We start from the raw sequence: 20,719 nt of genomic DNA, 5'->3' as shown, positions 1-20,719 counted from the left end.
TTTGTGTCCGTGTGCAACCCGATTCAGCGGATCAAGCCGGGGAGGTGGCCCTCCCGACTTCAGCACGAAGTGAAAGCCGTCAGTCGCTTGCGACCAGCAGCCCGGCACCTGCCAGTGCCGTGGCATAACCCAGGATGCCGTGGCTTTCCTGGGCCTGCGTTGCCGTGACCGGTTGCATGTCCTGGCCGAATTTCGGCCGCCGGGCATCCAGCACGCGTGCAACGCCATACTGCTTGATGAGGCCCTCGGTCTGGGTGATCAGGGTGGCCTGCGCCAGCTGGGTCAACACGGTGTTGCCTTCTTTTTGAAGAAGAGGCGTCAACTGTGCGAACACCTTTTCGGCCCACTTGCCGCGCCAGCTTTCCCGCGCACTGTGTGTTACCCATTTGCTGACGCGGTGCGTCACGCGGGGTGCGCAGCCGACCACGATCCAGCGAGTAGGGCTGTGGGCCTCGCCGGCCGGCAGCATGGGTTGCAGCATCTGCAGGGCATATGCGGCATCGTCAATGTACACAATGATGTTGTCCATAAAGTTCTCCTTGAGTTGTCGTCGTTTTAGAAGCTTGCTGGCTGAAAGAGGGGCATACGCCCCCCACGGGTTGCTGGTTTCAATGTGGAATCAGGTCGGCATCCTGCGCGGACCGTGAGCGTCGTGTGGCCCACCACCCTGCGCCCAGCACGCCCGCCACCGCAAGGGCGTAGGTTGCCCACTGCGCTGCAAGGTGCAGGGTTTCAGCCGAAGGCATGGTGCCCGGGCCGCCGTAGATCGGGTCGAGCAGCTGCTCGCTCACAATCATCTTCGCGGCGGTAAAGGCCAGAACGGCGGCGCCGATATTGATGATGATGGGGAAACGCTCCACCAGCTTGAGCACCATGGTGCTGCCAAACACCACGATCGGGATGCTGACCAGCAGGCCGATGACCACCAGGTCAAACGAGCCGTGCGCAGCACCGGCCACGCCCAGCACGTTGTCGATGCCCATCAGGGCGTCGGCCACCACGATGGTTTTCATGGCGCCCCAGAAGGTGTGGGCAACCGGGCCGTCGTGCTCCTTGTCGCCCTGGTCGGCCAGCAGCTTGTAGGCAATCCACAGCAGCCCCAGGCCGCCCACCAGCATCAGGCCGGGAATTTTCAGCAGCCACACTACGCCAACCGTCATGGCAGAGCGGACCACAATGGCGCCGACCGTACCCCAGACGATGGCTTTTTTCTGCAGGTGGGATGGCAGGTTGCGCGCGGCCAGTGCGATCACGATGGCGTTGTCGCCGGCGAGCACCAGGTCAATGAGGATGATCGCCAGCAGGGCGGACCACCAGGGGGTAGTAAATAGTTCCACGTCACACTCCATGTCAAGTTTCGACTTGGAAATCCGCGCGACGGCGCACGACGGATTCCCGGCTTCGTGAAACCGGAACGGGTGTGATGGGTGGCTGGGGTCGGCGCCAATGGACGCCGCAGATACCTCGATCAAACCTGTTCAGGTTTCAATCGAAGGTCTGGCTCGACATGCAGTGTCGCTGCATGCCCAACAAGCCGGAAGTGTCAACTTCGTAATGACGACTTGTTGTTAGCGATTTTGCTGTGGTGTCTGTTTTCGTATATTGCAGCAAAACGAGGGAGTTACTCCCCTTCGTCTGGGTATTTGACAATAAAAAAAGATTTTTTGCAACCCGGTCTTTGCCGCGCAGCGGCGCGATGCGGGGACATGCCCCAATTTCCCCCATAGGCGGCTGGCCCGCCCGTCTGGCCGATAATGAACGGCCCGGCGCTGCCTCTTTGCTTCCTCGCCTTTCTTCGCCTCCTTGCGCTCGCTCCATCCGCTCAGCGGCAGCCCCTTAGACCCACCGTTCCATGCCCGGCATCCACATCACCGATATTGAAGCCGCCATCAATTACTGGCGTGACAAAAAACCTTCGCCCGACGGGGTGACGCTGGCGCCCGAGTTGCGTGCGCTCGCCGAGGTCTACGCGCTCCTGGTTTTTTACCATGAGGACGAGGCCGACGAAAAAAGCTTTCCGCCCAAGGCACTGGCGGCGTGGCGGACCTGGTATGACACAACCGCCGACACGCCCTGCATTGCCATTTGTTCAACCAGCCAGGGAGATGCCCTGTGCAAGGGTTGCGGCCGCACGTTTGACGAAGTACAGCACTGGCCCGAGATGACGCCCGCCGAGAAACGCGGTACCTGGCGGCGCATCACGCAGGAAGCAACTGCCTGGCGGTTTGGCCGCTACGCTGACCGCGCCCTTGAAAACAAGGACAAGGACGCACAGAAAGATGCCACCGCGGAGGCGCCGGCAGTCGCGCCAAAAAAATAAGCCTTTTTGGCTCCTGGCCCATACACAGCAAGCGCAAGCAGCTATGAATTTGATAGTGATCCCGCTACACTGACGGCATGCTCCGACTGACGCGCGCCCCTAATATCGCCATCGCCGCGCTGTGGGTCGACGTGTTGCAGCAGGCCGGTATTGCCGCCAGCGTGCAGCGCTATTTTTTGGGCAGCGTCGCCGGGGAGCTTCCACCCGACCAATGCCAGCCCGAAGTCTGGCTCACCCACCACGAAGAAGAACCCCGCGCGCGCGAGTTGCTCGACCACCTGCAAAATATGCCGCAGCGGCGCTGGCTGTGCGTCTGCGGTGAAGTCGTTGAAGGTGGCTTTGAGCAGTGCTGGAATTGTGGATTAGCCCCCACGGTGGGGTAAGCACCCCCACGCTCCCCCACTTCGTGTGGGTCGCTGCCCCCGGAGGGGGCCGCCCGCCTGTGGCCCGGCAAAGCCGAACAATGGGCACACCCCTATCGGGCTCACTGCGTGTAGCCCTTTTCCCCTTGCAGGGGACGGTGCCTGCGGCCCGGCAAAGCCGGTTCCGCGGCCCCTGCTTGCTCGAAGAGTTCTGTGGGCACAACCAGTGGTGCCGCGGGACTGGCTTTGCCAGACCGCAGGCGCCGCCCCCTTGCAAGGGGGGAACAGGCTACACGCAGTGAGCCTGGACGGGGGTTAGACCCTCTTGGCCAGTTCGGCAGCCATGCCGACATAGCTGCCGGGCGTCATCTTCAGCAGGCGTTCCTTCTCCGCTGCAGGAATTTCCAGCGAACGGATCAACGCGTGCAGGTCTTCGGCCTTCACGGTTTTGCCGCGCGTGACTTCCTTCAACTTCTCGTAAGCGCCCTGCACGCCGTAACGGCGCATCACCGTCTGGATCGGTTCGGCCAGCACTTCCCAGGAGGCGTTCAGGTCGTCGCCCAGCGCTTCGCGGTTGAGTTCGAGCTTGTTCAGCCCCACACCCATTGAGTTGTAGGCCAGCACGGCGTAGCCCAGCGCCACGCCCATGTTGCGCAGCACGGTCGAGTCGGTCAGGTCGCGCTGCCAGCGGGAAATCGGCAGCTTTTCGCTCAGGTGGCGCAGCAACGCGTTGGCCAGGCCCAGGTTGCCCTCGGCGTTTTCGAAGTCAATCGGGTTGACCTTGTGCGGCATGGTCGAGGAACCGATCTCGCCGTCTTTCAGGCGCTGCTTGAAGTAGCCCACGCTCACGTAGCCCCAGATGTCGCGGGCCAGGTCGATCAGGATGGTGTTGGTGCGGGCTACCGCGTCAAACAGCTCGGCCATGTAGTCGTGCGGCTCGATCTGGATGCTGTAGGGCTGGAAGGTCAGGCCCAGGCCCAGTGGTTCCGGCGTTTCGATCACGTTGCGGCTGAAGGCCTCCCAGTCGAAGTCGGGCCAGGCCGAGAGATGCGCGTTGTAGTTGCCCACCGCGCCGTTCATCTTGGCCATCAGCTTGATGCCGGCGATCTTGTCACGCGCATTGGCCAGGCGCACCACCACGTTGGCGATTTCCTTGCCGACCGTGGTCGGGCTGGCCGTCTGGCCGTGCGTGCGGCTCAGCATGGGTTCTTCGGCATAGATGTGGGCCATTTCGCGCAGCTGCGCAATGACCTTGTCCAGCGCCGGCAACACCACCAGGTCGCGGCTGCTTTTAAGCTGCAGCGCGTGGCTGGTGTTGTTGATGTCTTCGCTGGTGCAGGCAAAGTGCACAAATTCGCTGGCGCCCTGCAGCTCCGGCCGGGCTTCGAATTTCGACTTGATCCAGTACTCGACGGCTTTCACGTCATGGTTGGTGGTTTTTTCGATTTCCTTGATGGCCGACGCATCGGCCTCCGAGAAGTTTTTGACCAGACCCAGCAAATAAGTGCGGGCGCCCGGGCTCAGCGGCTTGAATTCGGCGAATTTGGCATCGGAAAGCGCGATGAACCACGCCACTTCGACCTGAACGCGGCGGTGCATATAGCCCTGTTCGGACATCAGGGGACGTAACTGGTTCAGTTTGTTCGCATAGCGGCCGTCCAGCGGGGACAGGGCGTTGATCGTGGAAAAGGGGGGGGAAGAGCTCATGGCCCAATTGTAGGCCGGGTGCCTGCCGCGCCAGCCGTGCCGGGAGCCGCTGCCGCGAGCCCGAAAAGATGTGCATATTTGCGAATCTTCTTGCCCGGCGCGTTACACCCCCGTCAGCCCGGCTGCCGGCTTACTCGATAGAATGCTCTTCCCCCGGACCACGATCTCACACCATCATGAAACTCATCGGATCCGCTACCAGCCCCTATGTGCGCAAAGTGCGCATAGTGATGGCCGAGAAAAAGCTCGACTACCAGTTTGTCCTGGAAGATGTCTGGGCAGCCAACACCACCATCCAGGCCTCCAACCCGCTCGGCAAGGTGCCCTGCCTGGTCATGGAAGGCGGCGAAGCCGTATTTGATTCCCGCGTGATCGTCGAATACCTCGACACCCTGTCACCTGTCGGCAAGCTCATCCCCAGCCAGGGCCGCGAGCGCGCTGAAGTCAAAACCTGGGAAGCCCTGGCCGACGGCCTGATCGACGCCGCCATCCTGGCGCGCCTCGAAGCCACCTGGGCCGGCCGCAGCGTCAAGCAACGCAGCGACGCCTGGATCGACCGCCAGATGGGCAAGATCGAAGCCACCCTCAAGGCCATGAGCACCGGCCTGGGCGACAAGTCGTTCTGCAGCGGCATTCACTTCAGCCTGTCCGACGTCGCGGTCGGCTGCGCGCTCGGCTACCTCGACCTGCGGTTTGCGCAAATCAACTGGCGTGAGATGTATCCGAACCTGACCAAGCTGCAGGACAAGCTGATGCAACGGCCCAGCTTTGCGGAAAGCATTCCGCCGGGCTGATGCGGTGCTGAATGGTGGAGGCGACAACATTTCTCGCTGACGCCAAATCACCAAATCGCATACAAACTCCAGACGCCGCCGGATATTGCTATGTATTTAATAGCTGCTTGCGCCCATCTTTATTGGGCTCTGGCTACTATTGGCGTTTGAAAGCAGTTCAAAAACAGGCTCAAGGCCTCTTTCAACGCCTCTTTGGGCGGTCCTTTTCAGGTGTTTTGAGGTCGAGACAGCCTGATTTCAGGCATCAAAATGGCTCCTGACCCAATCAGAACAAGCGCAAGCAGCTATCAAAATAATAGCTCTTGCGGGGGCTTCACGGGTTTCACGCTCATCACGGTGAAAGTCCACCAGGCCATCGGCGGTGAACTTCAGGCGGGCGCAACGCATGCGTTGGCCCTGGCCCGGCAAGGGGGCCGGAATATAAAAATGCTGCGAAGCGCCCCGGCGCGAACGAGGGAGGGAGGGAGGAGGAGGAGCGCCCCGGGATTGCAGCTGAACCTGGACGGCTCAGAAGGCTTCGCAACAATGAAACTGTTCTCTTGCCAGCGCTACCGGTGAAGGCAAATCGCGCTTGCAGAAGTATGAGAGCACAAGTGCGGGGTAGTTCCCGCAAATAAAAGATCCCTCAGGTAAATTTTTGTTAACGGGCCGCGGGCTTGATGGCCAGCTGTTTTTCGATTTCTTTGACCAGCGCGCCGCCGGCCGGGTCAGCCATGGAGTTGAAGCTGGTGACGCCGACACCATCGCGTGCAATGACGTATTTGTAAAAATTCCAGCGCGGTGTGGTGCCTGTTGTGGCCGCCAGCTTCTGGAACAGGGGGTTGGCGTCCTTCCCGGTCACGCTGGTCTTGGTGAACATGGGGAACTTCACGCCGAAGGTGTTTTCGCAGAAGTCCGCGATCTCCTTGTTGCTGCCCGTTTCCTGCGAAAAATCATTGGACGGAAAACCCAGCACCACCAGGCCCTGGTCCTTGTATTTGGCATAGAGCGCTTCAAGCCCCTGGTACTGCGGGGTAAAGCCGCAAAAGCTGGCGGTGTTGACCACGACCACCACTTTTCCACTGTATTGGCAAAGCGTCTGGGGCTTTTCATCCTGCAGCCGAAAAAACGTCTGCTGCAGCAGCGCGGGGCAGGTTGCCGGTGCGGAGCCGGCGGGCGCTACGGCAGGTGCCGGTGGCGCTGCCAGCGCGCCGCGGGAGGCCAGCAGCGCAGGGGCAGCCAGCATGATCAGCAAAAGGAACTGGGCCGCCTGACGAGGGGCGCAAAAAGAGGCAGTGGCAGTCATTGGCTAAACTCGCGGGCTGGTGATCGGGCCGATTCAGGTTTATTTGGCGCTGTCATACATGTTTCACAACATGCCCTGACGATACGCCCGTATCGCGGTGAATGGATTCAGCGGGAATTCAGCCCCGGACTATCCGGGGTCTGCATGGCTTTATTTGGCACAATGCAGTCCGAAAAAGAGCACTTGTGTGGTCCAACACGCCGGAATGGGGTCCGAATTACCCTGATTTGCCGGTAAATAGCGCATAAGTCGCCCGTTGTCACATTAGCCGCCTAAAATCGTTACAAGTACCCAGGATGCTCCCGCAGGACATCCGAGGCAGATATATCTGCATATCCCTTGCGAAGGAGTTCTCATGCTTTATCCCGAACTGTTCAAACAACTTGAATCCGTCCGCTGGGACATGGACAAGGACATTCCATGGGCAAGTTTTGACGCGTCCAAGCTGACCGACGAGCAGGCCCAGACCATCAAGATGAATGCCATCACGGAATGGTCTGCGCTGCCCGCCACGGAAATGTTCCTGCGCGACAACAAGGACGACAGCGATTTCTCGGCCTTCATGTCCATCTGGTTCTTTGAAGAGCAAAAACACTCGCTGGTGTTGATGGAATACCTCAAGCGCTTCCGCCCGGACCTCGCTCCCACGGAAAAAGAATTGCACGAAGTGCGTTTCGAGTTCGAACCCGCACCCGCGCTGGAAACGCTGATGCTGCATTTCTGCGGCGAGATCCGCCTGAACCACTGGTACCGCCGCGCCAGCGAATGGCATACCGAACCCGTCATCAAGCAGATCTATACCCAGCTGAGCCAGGACGAAGCCCGCCATGGTGGCGCTTACCTGCGCTACATGAAGCGCGCCATCAACAACTTCGGCAATGAAGCCAAGTCCGCCTTCACCAAGGTGGGCGTGCTGATGGCCAGCGCACGGCGTACCGCCCAGGCGCTGCACCCGACCAACCTGCATGTGAACAAAAGCCTCTTTCCGCGCGACACCATCCAGAGCCGCCTGCCCAACCCCGAGTGGCTGGAGCACTGGCTCGACACGCAGATCAAGTTTGACGCGGTGTGGGAGGGCAAGGTGGTCGAACGCATCCTGCACAACCTGAGCCTGCTGTTGAACCAGAGCTTCAAGACCGTGCAGGAACTGAACCGCTACCGCAAGGAAGTCGCCAAGGAACTGGCGGAGTCCATCGCCGCCAAGCCGGCACCTGCCGGCGCCTGATGCACGACGTCCGCTGGCCGGGTGCCTCGGGCGGCAGAAGCCGGGTGGTGGTCCAGGCCTTCCGTTAAAGTGGCGGGATGCCCAGCGAGCCCCCTACCCCCTCCTCTACCCACTTCCTGCAAAAAATAGTCCCCCGCGAAGAAGCGCGGCAGCGGCTTGCTTCAATGCCGCATCCCGTTGTCTTTACCAATGGGGTGTTTGATGTCTTGCACCGCGGGCATGTCACCTACCTGGCCGACGCACGCGCGCTGGGCGCAAGCCTGGTGGTGGCGCTGAACACCGATGCCTCGGCGCGGCGGCTGGGCAAGGGCCCTGACCGGCCGCTCAACAACGAACACGACCGCGCCGCCATGATGGCTGCGCTGGAGTCGGTGAGCCTGGTCACCTGGTTTGACGAAGACACGCCGCTTGAACTGATCCGTGAGCTCCAGCCGGATCTGCTGGTGAAGGGCGGAGACTACGACATGGACAAACTGGCAGAGACCGCGGTGGTCAAGGCGTATGGCGGCAGTGCCCGGGCGATCCCGTTTGTGGATGGCTATTCGACGACGGCCCTGGTGAAAAAAATCCGCGCCACGCGCTGATCCGCTGATATCAGCCGGTATCTGGGAGAGCCCGGCCGGCTCTTCTTCGGAGGGTGATGATCGCCCTCAGGCGGACTTCGCCACCAGCACGGCGTTGGAGCCGCCAAAGGCAAACGAGTTGGACATCACCGCGCGCAGGCCGTTCGCATCGCGCGCTTCCAGCGGTATGTAGTCCAGGTCACAACGCGGATCGGGGTTCACCAGGAATGCTGTTGGCGGCAGCTGCCCCGCGCGCAGTGCCATCACACTCGCAATGAATTCCATGGCGCCCGCAGCGCCCATGGCGTGGCCGTGCACCCCTTTGCTGGAGCTGATGGGCAGGCGCCCGGCCAGGTCCTTGAAGGCCAGCTTGATGGCGCTGGTTTCGATGACATCACCGACATCGGTGGCGGTTCCGTGGGCATTGAGGTAACCGATGTCGGCGGCCTGCAGTCCCGCGTCTTTCAGCGCCAGCGTCATGGCGAGTGATTGCCCCTGGGCGTCGGGCTGCGTCAGGTGATGGGCGTCGGTGGTGGATGCGTAGCCGCAAAGTTCGGCCAGGATATTGGCGCCGCGCCGTTTGGCGCTTTCCCATTCTTCCAGGACCAGCATGGCGGCGCCTTCGGCCAGCACCAGACCGGAGCGGTCAACCGAAAATGGACGGCACGAGGTTTCGGCGCCTTCGGCATGGGGCTTGGCCAGCGTGTGCATGGCTTGCCAGGCCTTGATGGTGCCGCGGTTCAGCAATGCCTCGGAACCTCCGGCCAGCATGGCGTCGGCATAACCGTGGCGGATCTGCCGGAAAGCTTCGCCAATGGAGGTGGCCGACGATGCGCAGGCATTGGAAACTGTGCTGCTGGGGCCCTTCAACCCGAACTCCATGGACACATGGGCGGCAATGGCGTTGTGCATGGCCAGCACGACCGTCATGGGGCGCAGCCGCGCCACTTTTTGCTCCAGCAATGCCGTGTAAGCCACATCCGTCGATCCTGCGCCGCCGCTGCCTGTGCCCAGCGAGACGCCGAAACGCTCGGGTGCGAAGCCGCCCTCAGGGCCCCATCCAGCCTGCGCCATGGCTTCGCGGCCAGCCACCACTGCGAGCTGGCTGACCCGGTCCATGGTCAGGAGACGGGCGCGAGGGAAATGCTGGTCCGGGTCGAACTGGACGGCGCCGGCCAGCACGCTTTCGCTGCCGGTGGGAAAGCCAATGTCAATGCCCCGGATGCCGGAGCGGGCGGAAAGCAGGGACCCGAAGAATGCGGGAGTGCCGGTTCCAACGGCGGAAACAACGCCAAGACCCGTGATGGCTACGCGACGCATGGGCGGTCTGGCGGGCCCGGCAGGGCTCAGGCGGCAGGCTTGCCTGATGGCAGCAGGGGCTCAATCAGCTGGACCATTTCGGCGAGGGTGCGCGGCGGGCTGGCCTGGTCCGGAATCTGGATGCCAAACTGGTCTTCAATCTGGAACAGAAATTCGATGACGGCGAGGGAGTCAAGACCCAGGCTCTCCAGCGTGGCATCCGGCAGCAGTTTTTCTTCGCTGATGCCAAATGTCTCGGCAAAAAGATTAATCAAATCAGAATTCATCACGAACCAGTAAATATGTAATGCGAACCGCCATTGTCCCACCATCGATATGACGGCCGGCCTCTTCGGGCCTGTAGGGGCATTTTACAAAAGCAGCCGCGTTGTTTTCGTACCTCAGGGCGTGTACATCTGCCTGACGGCGTCCGACAGGCTGAAGGTCCCCAACAATTCACCCAGATAACTAATGGGCGCAGGCGCGACAGCTGCCGCGCCAATTTCCGCCCGCAGGCGCGCATTGCTGAACACCGCATCTGCCGTAAGGAAAGGCAAATACGGCTGCAATGCTTCAAACATCCAGCGTTGGCGGGCAAACTTCGGCGTGGGCACGAAATCCCTGCCGCGCATCACCATCTTGCCGATGCCGGGCATGCTGGCTTTCAATTCTTCGGCCAGCGCTGCGAAGGTCATGGAGTCTTCGCCCGTGGACACGTGGTAGCAATCGTGCCGGAGCTCGTCCTTGAGCAGCATTTCGGCAAAGGCGCCCGCGATGAAATCCACCGGCGCGAAATCGAGTTTGCCCAGGGAATCCAGCGGCACATCACCGAGTTCGGCCATGACCGGGATGGACCACAACATGTTGCGGGCCAGTTTGGCGTCGTCAATCCCGCGCGACAGCACAATGCCCGGGCGCAAACTTACAAAAGGATGGCCTTTGCCGCGCAGCAGTGTTTCGGCATCGCGTTTGGAGCGGATGTAGTCGTTGGCATAGCCGGCAAACGGCATGTCTTCGGTAATGACGCCGCGCGGCTCGGTGGTCACTGCCGCCGTCCCGACAAAAAAACCGCGTTGTGAGGGCCGCAGGTCTTTCAGGATGCCGGAAAAATGCTCGGCGGCCCTGAGATTGATGGGATAAACCCCGGCACCGGGCTTGAACGAGGTACTGGCCGCCGAATGCAGGATGACATCGGCCGATTGGAGAACTGCCGCGCTGAGGCCAAAACCGGGCTCGACCACATCGCCGGCCTCGGCAGACACCATGTCGGCAAATTCGGGCTTCCAGAGGATGCTCTTTTTCAGGCGATCCAGCAGACGGTCACGGGCCTGGTTCGAATCGGCAGCGCGCACCACAGCAGTGCTGTAAACGCCGCGCGCAGCCAAAAGAAGCATTAATTCGCCGCCAATCAGGCCTGTTGCGCCCGAAAGCAGTACGCGTTTTGACATGTTAAGAAATGTAAAGCTGAACCTGCAAGTATAAGCGAGGGGTATTGGACGGTCAGCCCTAATTCACTCGGACGGACCTGTCCAAATCAGCAAAATTACACGTCTGATCCGCCTTTTACAAAGCGGTACGCGGCTGTATGTGCATTACTTTGCAGCTTATGGGGCACCTGATTCAGCGGCGGGCCGGCCGTTTTCAGGCTTTTCACTGCCGTGGCCGCGCAATCTTGCCGCCATGCGCTTGATCAGCCGCTCCAGGTCGTCGATATAGGTAAACACGGCAGGCACCACCAGCAGGCTGAGCACGGTGGAGGTGATCAGGCCGCCGATCACCGCGATCGACATCGGTGAGCGAAAGCTGGAGTCGGCCGCGCCGAAGCCCAGGGCAATCGGCATCATGCCCGCCCCCATGGCCAGCGTGGTCATGATGATGGGCCGCGCCCGCTTGTGGCAGGCGTCCAGCAGGGCGTCCCAGCGCGACAGGTTGTGGTCGCGCCGCGCGACGATGGCGTATTCCACCAGCAGGATGGAATTCTTGGTCGCGATCCCCATCAGCATGATCAGCCCGATCAGCGAGGGCATGGAAAAACTCTTCTGCGCGATCAGCAGGCCGACAAAGGCGCCGCCCAGGGAAAGGGGTAGAGCGGCAAGAATGGTCACCGGGTGCAGGAAATCCTTGAACAGCAGCACCAGCACGATGTAAATGCAGAGCACGCCTGTCAGCATGGCCAGGCCGAAGCTGGCAAACAGCTCGCCCATGACCTCGGCATCGCCGACCTCCACCACCTTGACGCCGGCCGGCAGGTTCTTGACGGACGGCAGCAGTTTCACGGCTTCGGTGATGTCCCCCAGCGCCCGGCCCGACAGCTCGATCTCGAACTTGACATTTCGGGAACGGTCGTAGCGGTCAATCACGGCCGGGCCGGCTGTGATTTCCAGGCTCGCCACCTGACCCAGCATGACGGGCCCGACACCCGGCTTGACGCTTGGAACCGCGAGGCGCTCCAGCACGCTGAGGTCCTTGCGTGCTGCTTCGTCCAGCTTGACGACGATAGGCACCTGTCGCTGCGAAAGGTTGAGCTTGGGAAGCGACTCTTCGTAGTCGCCTACCGTGGCGATGCGCAGGGTTTCACCCATGGCTGAACTGGTGACACCCAGGTCTGCTGCCCGGGCGAAATCCGGCTTGATGGCAATCTCGGGGCGCACCAGGCTGGCGCTGGACGAGATATTGCCCAGGCCGGGAATGGTTCGCAGGTCTTTTTCAATCGCGAGCGCCGCAGTTTGCAGGGCATTGGAGTCTTCGGCGGTCAGCATGAGGATGTACGCCTCTCCTGAGCCGCCCAGCCCCACCTTGCTGCGTACGCCCGGAAGGGTTTCCAGCGCCGTCCGCATCTTGCTTTCAATGCCCTGCTTGCGCGGCCGTTCGCTGCGCTCGTCCAGCAGTACGGTGAGCGTGGCTTTGCGGGTTTCTGCCGCGCCCTGCATGGCAAACGGGTCTGTACCAGCTGATCCGCCGCCGATGGTGGTGTAGACGCTCTTGACGTGCTCGACCTTGCTGATCAGCAGGCGTGCATGCTCAGCCGAGGCTTTGGTCTGCGCCAGCGAAGCGCCCGGGGGAAGCTCAAGGTAGACCTGGGTTTGCGAATTGTCATCGGGCGGGATGAAGCCGGTCGGCAGCAACGGGATCAGCATGACCGAACCGAAGAAAAATACCGTGGCCGCCGCCATGGTCGCCACGCGGTGCTTCATGCACCAGGCCGCTGCGCGCATATAGGTGTTCATCCACTTCGGGTCGGAATGAGCGCCGACCACGGGCTTGAGGATGTAGGCCGCCATCATGGGAGTCAGTACGCGCGCCACCACCAGCGAAGCAAACACCGCCAGCGAGGCCGTCCAGCCGAACTGCTTGAAGAATTTTCCCGCTACGCCGCTCATGAAGGCGGTGGGCAGGAACACGGCGATCAGCGTGAACGTGGTGGCCACCACGGCCAGGCCGATTTCGTCGGCCGCCTCCATGGCGGCTTCGTACGGCGACTTGCCCATGCGCAGGTGCCGCACGATGTTTTCGACCTCCACAATGGCATCGTCGACCAGGATACCGATCACCAGCGACAGCGCGAGCAGGGTGATGACGTTGATCGAAAAGCCGAGCAGGTGCATGCCGATGAAAGCCGGGATCACCGACAGCGGCAACGCAACGGCTGACACAAAGGTGGCGCGCCAGTCCCGCAGGAACAGCCACACCACCAGCACCGCCAGAATGCCGCCTTCGTACAGCAGGTGCATGGAGCCGTCATATTCCTCCTGCACTGGCGTGACGAAATTGAAGGCTTCGTGGACTTCCACTTCAGGGTACTGCTGCTTCAGTTCGGCCAGCGCCGCCTGCACGGCCGCGCCGACCGCCACTTCGCTTTCGCCCCGGCTGCGGGACACCTCAAAGCCAACGACAGGCTTGCCGTCGAGCAGCGCGGCGGCGCGCGGTTCGGCGGTCGTGTCGCTCACGGTGGCGACCTCGCTGAGGCGGATACGCCGTCCGTCGCTGAGCGCCAGCTCAAGCTGGGCCAGCTCCTGCGCGGACTTGACCGTCGCCAGCGTGCGCATGGGTTGTTCGCTGCCGCCCAGGTCGGCGCGCCCACCTGCGCTTTCGGTTTGCACCTGCCGCAACTGGCGGGAAATGTCGGAAGCTGTCGCGCCCAAGGCCTGCAGCTTGGAGGGATCCAGCGCGATGCGGACTTCGCGTGAGACGCCGCCCACGCGGTTCACCGCACCGACGCCGCGCACCGCCAGCAGCTTGCGCGAGATGTCGTTGTCGACAAACCACGACAGCGCCTCCTCGTCCATGCGCGGTGAGCGGATGGTGAAAGCCAGCACCGGCTGGCTGGCCAGGTCCATCTTGCTGACCACCGGATCGCGCACGTCGCCGGGCAATTCGCTGCGCACTTTCGACACGGCCGCGCGCACATCGTCCACGGCTTCCTGTACCGGCTTTTCAAGCCGGAATTCGGCGGTCACGGTCACGCCGCCGTCCTGCACCTTGGTGTAGATGTGCTTGAGGCCCTGCACGGTGGCAATGGAATTTTCAAGCTTGCGGGCCACTTCCGTCTCGAGCTGGGCGGGGGCGGCGCCCGGCAGCGATGCCGCAACCGTCACGGTCGGCAGGTCGATGTCGGGAAAGTTCTGCACCTTCATCGCCTTGAACGACAGCATGCCGGCGAATGTCAGCAGCACAAACAGCATGACGGCGGGTATCGGGTTCTTGATTGACCAGGAGGAGACGTTCATCGAGTCGCTCCTTATTTGATAGCTGCTTGCGCACGACTGGCGGGCGCTACGGCTGGATTTACCGTAATTCCAGGGGTGGCGTCGCTGACCCGGACCAGGTCGCCGTCATTGAGGAAGCCCGCCCCGCTGACGATCACCCTGGTATCGGCGGTGAGGCCGGAGGTAATTTCGACCCGGTCGCCCGCAAGCCGGCCGGTCTGCACCTTGAGCTGGCTGATGCGGTTGTCCGGGTTGAGGCGAAAGACGTAGTTGAACCCGTCGCGCACGACCAGCGCAGGTTGCGGGATGGTCAGCGCGGAGGTGCTGCCCAGATCGAATTCGCCGCGGGCAAACATGCCGGCCTTGGCCGGAGAGGCCATGCCGGCCGAAACCGGAAGGTCCACATAGACCAGCGCCGCGCGGGTCTGCGGGTCCACGCTCGGAGCGATCATGCGCACCCGGCCCTTGAGTTCGGCGCCGCTGGCCGCCACCACGCTGGCAACCGTGCCGGCCTTGATCCTGCCCAGCTCAGCCGAGGTGACTTCCGCGCGCCATTCGAGGCGGCCGCCCCGGATCAGGCGGAACAGCTCGGTGCCTGCCGGCACCACCGAGCCTACCGTTGCGGTGCGTGCGGAGATCACGCCGTTGTCGGGCGCCAGCACCTGCGTGTTTTTACCGCGTACCTGCTGCACCTCAAGGAGTGCCCTGGCTGCCTCGACACGTGCCTTGGCGGTTTGCTCGGCGGTGTTGTACTGGTTGATCTGCTGCTCGCTTAAAGCGCCCGAACTCGCCAGCGTGCGCGCACGCGCGGCGTTGTCCGCCGCATCGGCCGCGTTGGCCTGGGCCTCGATCAGGCTGGCTCTGGCTTGGGCCGTGTCCGCCTGCACGCTGTCGCCCGAGAACACCGCCAGCACTTGCCCGGCCTTGACCTGGTCGCCCACATTGGCCTGCACCTGCACCAGCCGCAAGCCGTTCGATTCGGAGCCGATCACGGCCTCCTGCCAGGCGGTGATATTGCCGTTGGCGCTGAGTTTCACCGGCAAGGTCACTTGAGACGGCAGCGCGGTGGCGACAGTCAGTGCCGGCTTTGCGGTGACTGCCTTGTCTTCTTTTGCGTTGGCCTTCAGAAGAAAAAAAGCTGCGGCCCCGGCAACGAGCACGGCACCGGCGATCACAGCGAGAGCGACGGGTTTTAGTTTGAAGTTTGGCATGGTGTTCAAAGGATCTGTCAATAGGTGTGGCAGGGTCGGCAAACCGCGCCTCAGGGGGCAGTGAGGGCAGCAGGGGTGAAAGGTGCCGGCACATCGGAGACCAGCGGCGGCACAGGGGGTTCGGCGGTGGTCCAGCCGCCGCCGAGCGCCCGGTACAGCGCAACCCAGGCGCTGCGCCGGTCACGTTGCAGCGTGACCAGGGCGCTTTGTGCGGCCAGCAGGGTGCGACGGGCGTCTTCAAGTTCGACCAGGCTCGCCAGCCCGCTCTTGTAACGGGCTTCGGTGCCGACGAATGACGCGCGGTAGCCTTGTGTGGCGACCAATGCATCCTGGCTGCGCTCGGCCGTACTTTGTAGATTGACCAGCGCTTCCTCGACTTCCCGCACGGCCTTTCGCACGCTGCCGCGGTATTGGGCGGCGGCGTCCTCGTAGCGCGCCTTGGCGGCTTCTACATTGGCCTCACTGGCGCCGCCGTCAAAGATCGGGATGGTCAGCTGCAGTGGCCCGACGGTCCAGGTGTCAAAGCGTTGCGTGGTGCTGGCCGTGTATGACTTGTTGGCCGCAACCGAGCCGCTCAGGTTGAGCCTTGGAAAGCGCTGCGCGCGTGCACTGCCGACTTCCAGGTGGGCGGCGTCCACTTCGCGTGCCGCATTGAAGATATCGGGCCGCTGGGCCAGCACTTCCGCCGGCACGCTGATGACAGGCGCTACCGATTCCAGTGTCAGGTCGACCGGTGTGCTGGCCAGTTTTTGCCGCAGTGCGGGTTCATCGATGGCAGTCAGGGCCACCAGTGCCTTGACATCCAGGTCGCACAGTGCGCGCTGCTGGATGGCGTTGCTGTTGCCTTCGGCCGCGCTGGCCCTGGCCAATGCCGCGGTGGCGGGCGCCTGAAAACCTGCCTTGGTGCTGAGTTCCGCCAAACGCGCAGTTTCACCCCGGGATGTGGCATCGGAGCGCGCTACCTCGAGCAGCTTTTCGCAAGCGCGCAGGCTGTAGTACTGGGTGGCGACCTCGGCGGCGACCGATACGCGTGCCGAATGCCACAGCGCCTGGGAGCCTTCCAGCCGCCGCTGATCGGCATCCCGGCTCGCGGCGTACTGACCGAAGAGGTCGATTTCCCAGGAGGTCTGCAAACCCGCCTGGGCGGTTGTGGAAATAGGTGGCGCTGCACGGTTCACGGGCGCCGAGCGTCCGCGGCTGACGCTGGCGGTGCCATCGAGTGTGGGCAGCATGGCCGCGCCCGAGGCCACGCGTGAAGCCCGCGCCTGTTCGATGTTGGAGCGTGCGGTGGAAACAGTCGGACTGACCGATTCCGCCGCCATGATCAGTTCCACCAGCAAGGGATCATTTTGCTGCTGCCACCATTGCGACAGCCCTTTCAGGCTGCCGCCGTGGGGCAATGCGGCTGTGGTGCCCGCCGCCGGCAAGGGTGTTTGCCAATGCGCGGGAATCGAGACAGAAGGTGGCGTGTGCGGATTGTCGGAAGCGCAGCCGCCCAGCAACAGCGCGCATGCGCCGAACAGCGGCGCCGCTGTCAGCAAGCGCAAGCGTTCGCGTCCGGAGTCAGTTTTTTTCATGGTGTGCTGTTTTCAATCGCGGCGTGGCGGCCACGGGGTAATCGGAAAGGTGATTTCGGCGTGCCATTTCGACGCCCACCATGGCTTCGGCATACGCCACCAGGCTGACAGCCCACTGCTCCAGGGCTTCAGGTGTTCCGAACAGCTGGGGCCGGATCGCTTCCACGACCTCGCGGCTGAGGAACATCTGAAGTGCCAGACCGGTGATGGAAAACGCCAGCCTGTGCACCTCGTCGTCGGCTTTTGTGACGTCTAAATGGCGGCACAGCACAATAACCAGCGCGGTATGCGCCGGCTTGATGCCCTGGTCGATTTCTTCGGCCCACAGGCCTGTGGGTTCCAGCATCTCGCGAAAGTGGAGCTTCATGCACAACTGCACCAGTTCACCCTGGCGCAAAGGTTCGAGGAAGCTCGAAAAAAAGCCTTCAAGGGACTGCCGCAAGGTGAAATGGGGCTGGTTGTACAGCGCAATGTCATCGCGCGCGCTGCCCAGCGGTTCGGTGAAAACGGCCCGGTACAAGCCGGCCTTGTCGCCAAAGTAATAGCTGATCGCCGCCACGTTGGCCCCTGCAGCATGGGCGATATCGCGAATCGAGGTTTTGGCAAATCCTTTTTCGGAAAACAGCCTGAGTGCCGCGAGCAACAGGTGCGCCCTGGCATGCGCGCCGTCGGAGCGCTGTTTTCGGCTTTCGCCTTCAGGCTTGGCTGAGCGCGAAGGTGTTTGAGAGGGCAGGTCGGGTGTCATGTGCCCGGATTAGAGCACATTAATCAAACAGTCGATTGAATTAAATCAATTGTTTGATTTGAAGGTGGCGACCCACAGTTGCTGGATCGCGCCGCGCTCTGCCTCAAGCGCAGGCGGGTTGACCTGGGTGGGTTCTTCGTTGAGGCGTGCGCGGTGCTGCACACGCCGCAGTTCGCGGTAGGCGCTTGCCGCCCGCTGGCCGACGCCGGTCGGCAGCAGGCCGGCCGTTTCTGCGCGTTGCAGGAGCGAGATGTTGCCGACGTTGTCCCTCAGTTCCGGGTGCCGGGCTGATTGGGAAAGCACCAGGAACTGCACGGCGAACTCGGCGTCCACCATGCCGCCCGCACTGTGCTTGACGTCAAATTTTTCAGCCTTGAGCGGAGGCGGGCCTGAGACGGATCCGCCTGTGGGGCTTGGCGTTGCGTGGAGGCTTTTGATCGGATGGGCGTCGCGAACCTTTTCGCGCATGGCCACAATTTCGTTGCGCAGCGCAACGATGTCGCGCGGGGCGGTGATGACGGTCTGCCGGACTTCGTCAAACCGCAGGCGCAGCGACTCGTCACCCAACACGAAGCGCGCACGTGTCATGGCCTGGTGTTCCCAGGTCCAGGCGGTATTGCTGCCGCGCTGCTGCTGGTAGCGGGTATAGGCCTCAAAACTGGTGACCAGCAAGCCTGAATTGCCGTTGGGGCGCAAAGCGGTATCGATTTCAAACAGGTCGCCTTCGCCGGTCTTGATGGTCAACCAGTTGATCAGCTTGCGCACAAATGCCGCATAGACTTCGGGGGCCCGCTCGTCGTCGTCCTCATAGACGAACACGATGTCGAGATCGCTGCCGTAACCCAGTTCTTTGCCGCCCAGCTTGCCGTAGGCAATGATGGCGAACTGCGGTGTTTCACGGTGCCGGTTCTTCAGGCGCTGCCAGCACCAGTCGGTGGTGATGCTCAGCACCGCTTCGGCGAGAGCCGTCAGATCATCGGCCACCTGCTCGACGGTGAGTACATCTTCCAGGTCGCGCGCCAGGGTGCGGAACACTTCCGCATGGTGGGCGCGGCGCAGCAGGTTCAGGCAGGTTTCCTCGTCGTCCTCGCCGGTGCTCCTGAGTGCGGCCAGGCGCTGTTGCAGGTCACGCGCGAAGGCTGTGCCGTCAAAGCGTTCCCTGAGCAGCTCGTCGCTGGCCAGTTCATCAATGACGCCGGGGTGCTGCAGCAGGTAGCGTGCGGGCCATTTGGCGGCCCCCAGCAGGCGCAGCAGGCGCTCATGCACCGCAGGCCGTTCCAGCAGCAGCGCCAGGTAGCTCTCCCGCCTCAGGAGCGGCTCTATCCAGTCGATGATGCGCACCGCCGCTTCCTCGGTGACCGTGCCTTCCGCCAGCCAGGCGGCGGTGCGCTGCACCAGCCGCGCCAGGCGGGCGCGGGAATCTTCGCGCAAGGCCAGCACCCGCGGATGCTGGCGCCACAGCGCCAGGCGCGCGCGAAACTGTTCCGGCCATTGTTCCGACAATTGCTCCAGCAAGTCTTCGAGCTGCTGCGGCGCTGCCTTGGCCGTTTTTCCGCAGCCTTTGCAGTCGGGCTTGCCGCCCAGCAATTTGTCGAATTCCCCGGCCACCAGCTCCCGGTGGGTGTCCAGTTCGCTGAGGAAAAGGCAGCAATTGCTGTAGCCCAGCGTTTCTGCGATCCACGCCAGGTCGTCATCACGCGTGGGCAGGACATGGGTCTGCTGGTCATCGAGGTACTGGATGCGATGCTCCACGCGGCGAAGAAAATCATAGGCCCGTGCCAGCGCATCGGCGGTTTCCTGCAGCATCAGGCCCGCGCGCGCCACACGCTGCAAGGCGTCGACCGTGGGGCGGGTGCGCAGCTCGGGAAACTGCCCGCCGCGCACCACCTGGAGCAATTGCACGGTGAATTCAATTTCGCGAATGCCGCCGCGCGACATCTTCACGTCGTTGGCCCGCTCCGGGTGGCCGGCGCAGCGCTTGGCGGCATGCTCGCGGATTTGCCGGTGCAAGGTGCGCAGCGCATCGAAGACGTTGTAGTCAAGGTAGCGCCTGAAGACGAAGGGCAGCACGGAGCCGCGCAGGGCCTGCGCCGAGCCGTCCTGCACGCATTCAAGCGGCGCCACCACCCGGCTCTTGAGCCAGGCAAAGCGTTCCCATTCACGACCCTGTGCCTGGAAATACTCCTCAAGCGCGCTCAGCGAAATGGCCGCCGGCCCGGAGCTTCCGTTGGGCCGGAGCGCCAGGTCCACCCGAAACACAAAACCATGCTCCGTGGCATCACCAATCAGGCTGAAGACGGCCTTGACCTGGTGCGCGAAGTACTCGTGGTTGGATATCTGCCCGCGGCCATCGCTGCGCCCCCGGGTTTCGCCGTCGTGGTCGTAGACATAAATGAGGTCGATGTCGCTGGAAACGTTGAGTTCGCGCGCACCCAGCTTGCCCATGCCTACGACCCACATGCGGGCACGCTCCCCGTCGGGGCCTTGCGGTGCGCCATGCAGCCCGTCAAGTTCGGCGCCCGACTCGCGCATGGCGACATCCAGGGCCAGCTCGGCCAGCTCGGTCATGGCGCAGGTCACCACGGCAAGCGGGGCCTGGCTTTCGAGGGCACCGTCACAGTCGAGCACCACCAGCCTTTCCATGACCAGCTGGCGAAGCACCCGCAGCGCCGCGCCTGTCGCCATGCCCTGCGCCAGCAGCGCGTCCAGCGCGACCTGCATGGCGGCGCGCACGGGGGCGCCCGCAGGCAGGAGGAAAAGTTGATCGGCGTAGCGGCGGCGGATGCGCTGAACGAACCGTGAATAGTCCGACGCGGCCGGCCCGGCGGCGAGTAAGGTATCAGGGCAGGCGGTTTGGGCGACGGTCATCACACTACTTCACAAAACTTCATGGTTCACCGCCGGGCGAACACTGGCCCCGGCGGT

Annotated in this window: 17 protein-coding genes; 5 read left to right on the top strand and 12 right to left on the bottom strand. The window is 62.7% G+C overall.

The window, feature by feature from the left end:
* Positions 1 to 79: 79 nt before the first annotated feature.
* A complete protein-coding gene (locus tag AC1DY9_RS15460; RefSeq protein ID WP_457282443.1) occupies positions 80 to 529 on the bottom strand; it encodes a hypothetical protein in 450 nt (149 codons plus the stop codon).
* 79 nt (positions 530 to 608) lie between these two features.
* On the bottom strand, positions 609 to 1,337 hold the full coding sequence (locus AC1DY9_RS15455; RefSeq protein WP_457282442.1) for a TerC family protein: 729 nt from the start codon (positions 1,335 to 1,337) through the stop codon (positions 609 to 611).
* 515 nt (positions 1,338 to 1,852) lie between these two features.
* Between AC1DY9_RS15455 and AC1DY9_RS15450 the strand changes: the two genes are divergently transcribed.
* Both AC1DY9_RS15450 and AC1DY9_RS15445 read left to right on the top strand, forming a co-directional pair.
* Positions 1,853 to 2,320 (top strand): DUF3717 domain-containing protein, encoded by a 468-nt coding sequence (locus AC1DY9_RS15450; protein WP_477666964.1) that lies wholly within the window; start codon positions 1,853 to 1,855, stop codon positions 2,318 to 2,320.
* A 77-nt stretch (positions 2,321 to 2,397) separates the two neighbouring features.
* Positions 2,398 to 2,703, top strand: a complete 306-nt coding sequence (locus AC1DY9_RS15445) for a DUF2007 domain-containing protein (RefSeq protein ID WP_457282440.1) — start codon at positions 2,398 to 2,400, stop codon at positions 2,701 to 2,703.
* Between the two features lie 294 nt (positions 2,704 to 2,997).
* On the opposite strand, the gene purB is transcribed toward AC1DY9_RS15445, so the two are convergent.
* The gene (gene purB / locus AC1DY9_RS15440) at positions 2,998 to 4,389 is read right to left on the bottom strand and encodes an adenylosuccinate lyase (protein ID WP_457282439.1); all 1,392 of its coding nucleotides are present in this window, start codon (positions 4,387 to 4,389) and stop codon (positions 2,998 to 3,000) included.
* Positions 4,390 to 4,565: 176 nt separating this feature from the next.
* Here purB and AC1DY9_RS15435 point away from each other — a divergent pair, with 176 nt between their 5' ends.
* Positions 4,566 to 5,183, top strand: coding sequence for a glutathione S-transferase family protein (locus tag AC1DY9_RS15435; protein ID WP_457282438.1), 618 nt, complete (start codon positions 4,566 to 4,568; stop codon positions 5,181 to 5,183).
* Between the two features lie 640 nt (positions 5,184 to 5,823).
* Here AC1DY9_RS15435 and AC1DY9_RS15430 read toward each other — a convergent pair.
* Positions 5,824 to 6,408 carry a glutathione peroxidase gene (locus AC1DY9_RS15430; RefSeq protein ID WP_477666977.1) on the bottom strand — a complete coding sequence of 195 codons (585 nt, stop codon included), beginning with the start codon at positions 6,406 to 6,408 and terminating at the stop codon, positions 5,824 to 5,826.
* A gap of 415 nt (positions 6,409 to 6,823) precedes the next feature.
* Here AC1DY9_RS15430 and AC1DY9_RS15425 point away from each other — a divergent pair, with 415 nt between their 5' ends.
* Entirely contained in the window at positions 6,824 to 7,693 is an 870-nt protein-coding gene (locus tag AC1DY9_RS15425) for a ferritin family protein (protein WP_457282437.1), read from the top strand.
* A 77-nt stretch (positions 7,694 to 7,770) separates the two neighbouring features.
* Positions 7,771 to 8,277 (top strand): D-glycero-beta-D-manno-heptose 1-phosphate adenylyltransferase, encoded by a 507-nt coding sequence (gene rfaE2 / locus AC1DY9_RS15420; RefSeq protein ID WP_457282436.1) that lies wholly within the window; start codon positions 7,771 to 7,773, stop codon positions 8,275 to 8,277.
* 66 nt (positions 8,278 to 8,343) lie between these two features.
* On the opposite strand, the gene AC1DY9_RS15415 is transcribed toward rfaE2, so the two are convergent.
* The 8 genes from AC1DY9_RS15415 to glnE all read right to left on the bottom strand — a co-directional run bounded on the left by AC1DY9_RS15415 (position 8,344) and on the right by glnE (position 20,662).
* On the bottom strand, positions 8,344 to 9,576 hold the full coding sequence (locus AC1DY9_RS15415) for a beta-ketoacyl-[acyl-carrier-protein] synthase family protein (protein ID WP_457282435.1): 1,233 nt from the start codon (positions 9,574 to 9,576) through the stop codon (positions 8,344 to 8,346).
* Between the two features lie 26 nt (positions 9,577 to 9,602).
* Positions 9,603 to 9,842, bottom strand: coding sequence for an acyl carrier protein (locus tag AC1DY9_RS15410; RefSeq protein WP_457282434.1), 240 nt, complete (start codon positions 9,840 to 9,842; stop codon positions 9,603 to 9,605).
* Positions 9,843 to 9,956: 114 nt separating this feature from the next.
* Positions 9,957 to 11,003: an SDR family oxidoreductase gene (locus AC1DY9_RS15405; protein ID WP_457282433.1), complete on the bottom strand. Its 1,047-nt coding sequence runs from the start codon at positions 11,001 to 11,003 to the stop codon at positions 9,957 to 9,959.
* Positions 11,004 to 11,159: 156 nt separating this feature from the next.
* Positions 11,160 to 14,282: an efflux RND transporter permease subunit gene (locus AC1DY9_RS15400; protein ID WP_477666963.1), complete on the bottom strand. Its 3,123-nt coding sequence runs from the start codon at positions 14,280 to 14,282 to the stop codon at positions 11,160 to 11,162.
* Positions 14,283 to 14,293: 11 nt separating this feature from the next.
* Complete coding sequence (locus tag AC1DY9_RS15395; RefSeq protein ID WP_457282431.1) at positions 14,294 to 15,472, bottom strand: efflux RND transporter periplasmic adaptor subunit; 1,179 nt, start codon at positions 15,470 to 15,472, stop codon at positions 14,294 to 14,296.
* Between the two features lie 50 nt (positions 15,473 to 15,522).
* On the bottom strand, positions 15,523 to 17,049 hold the full coding sequence (locus AC1DY9_RS15390; protein WP_477666962.1) for an efflux transporter outer membrane subunit: 1,527 nt from the start codon (positions 17,047 to 17,049) through the stop codon (positions 15,523 to 15,525).
* Positions 17,036 to 17,794 (bottom strand): CerR family C-terminal domain-containing protein, encoded by a 759-nt coding sequence (locus AC1DY9_RS15385; protein ID WP_477666961.1) that lies wholly within the window; start codon positions 17,792 to 17,794, stop codon positions 17,036 to 17,038. The genes AC1DY9_RS15390 and AC1DY9_RS15385 overlap by 14 nt, the downstream gene beginning before the upstream one ends.
* A 45-nt stretch (positions 17,795 to 17,839) precedes the next feature.
* Positions 17,840 to 20,662 (bottom strand): bifunctional [glutamate--ammonia ligase]-adenylyl-L-tyrosine phosphorylase/[glutamate--ammonia-ligase] adenylyltransferase, encoded by a 2,823-nt coding sequence (gene glnE, locus AC1DY9_RS15380; RefSeq protein ID WP_477666960.1) that lies wholly within the window; start codon positions 20,660 to 20,662, stop codon positions 17,840 to 17,842.
* Between the last annotated feature and the right edge of the window lie 57 nt (positions 20,663 to 20,719).

This window comes from Polaromonas sp. P1_F6 (assembly GCF_056405695.1).
Note: the sequence above shows the minus strand (reverse complement) of the source record. Positions and strands in the feature narration are given on the sequence as shown.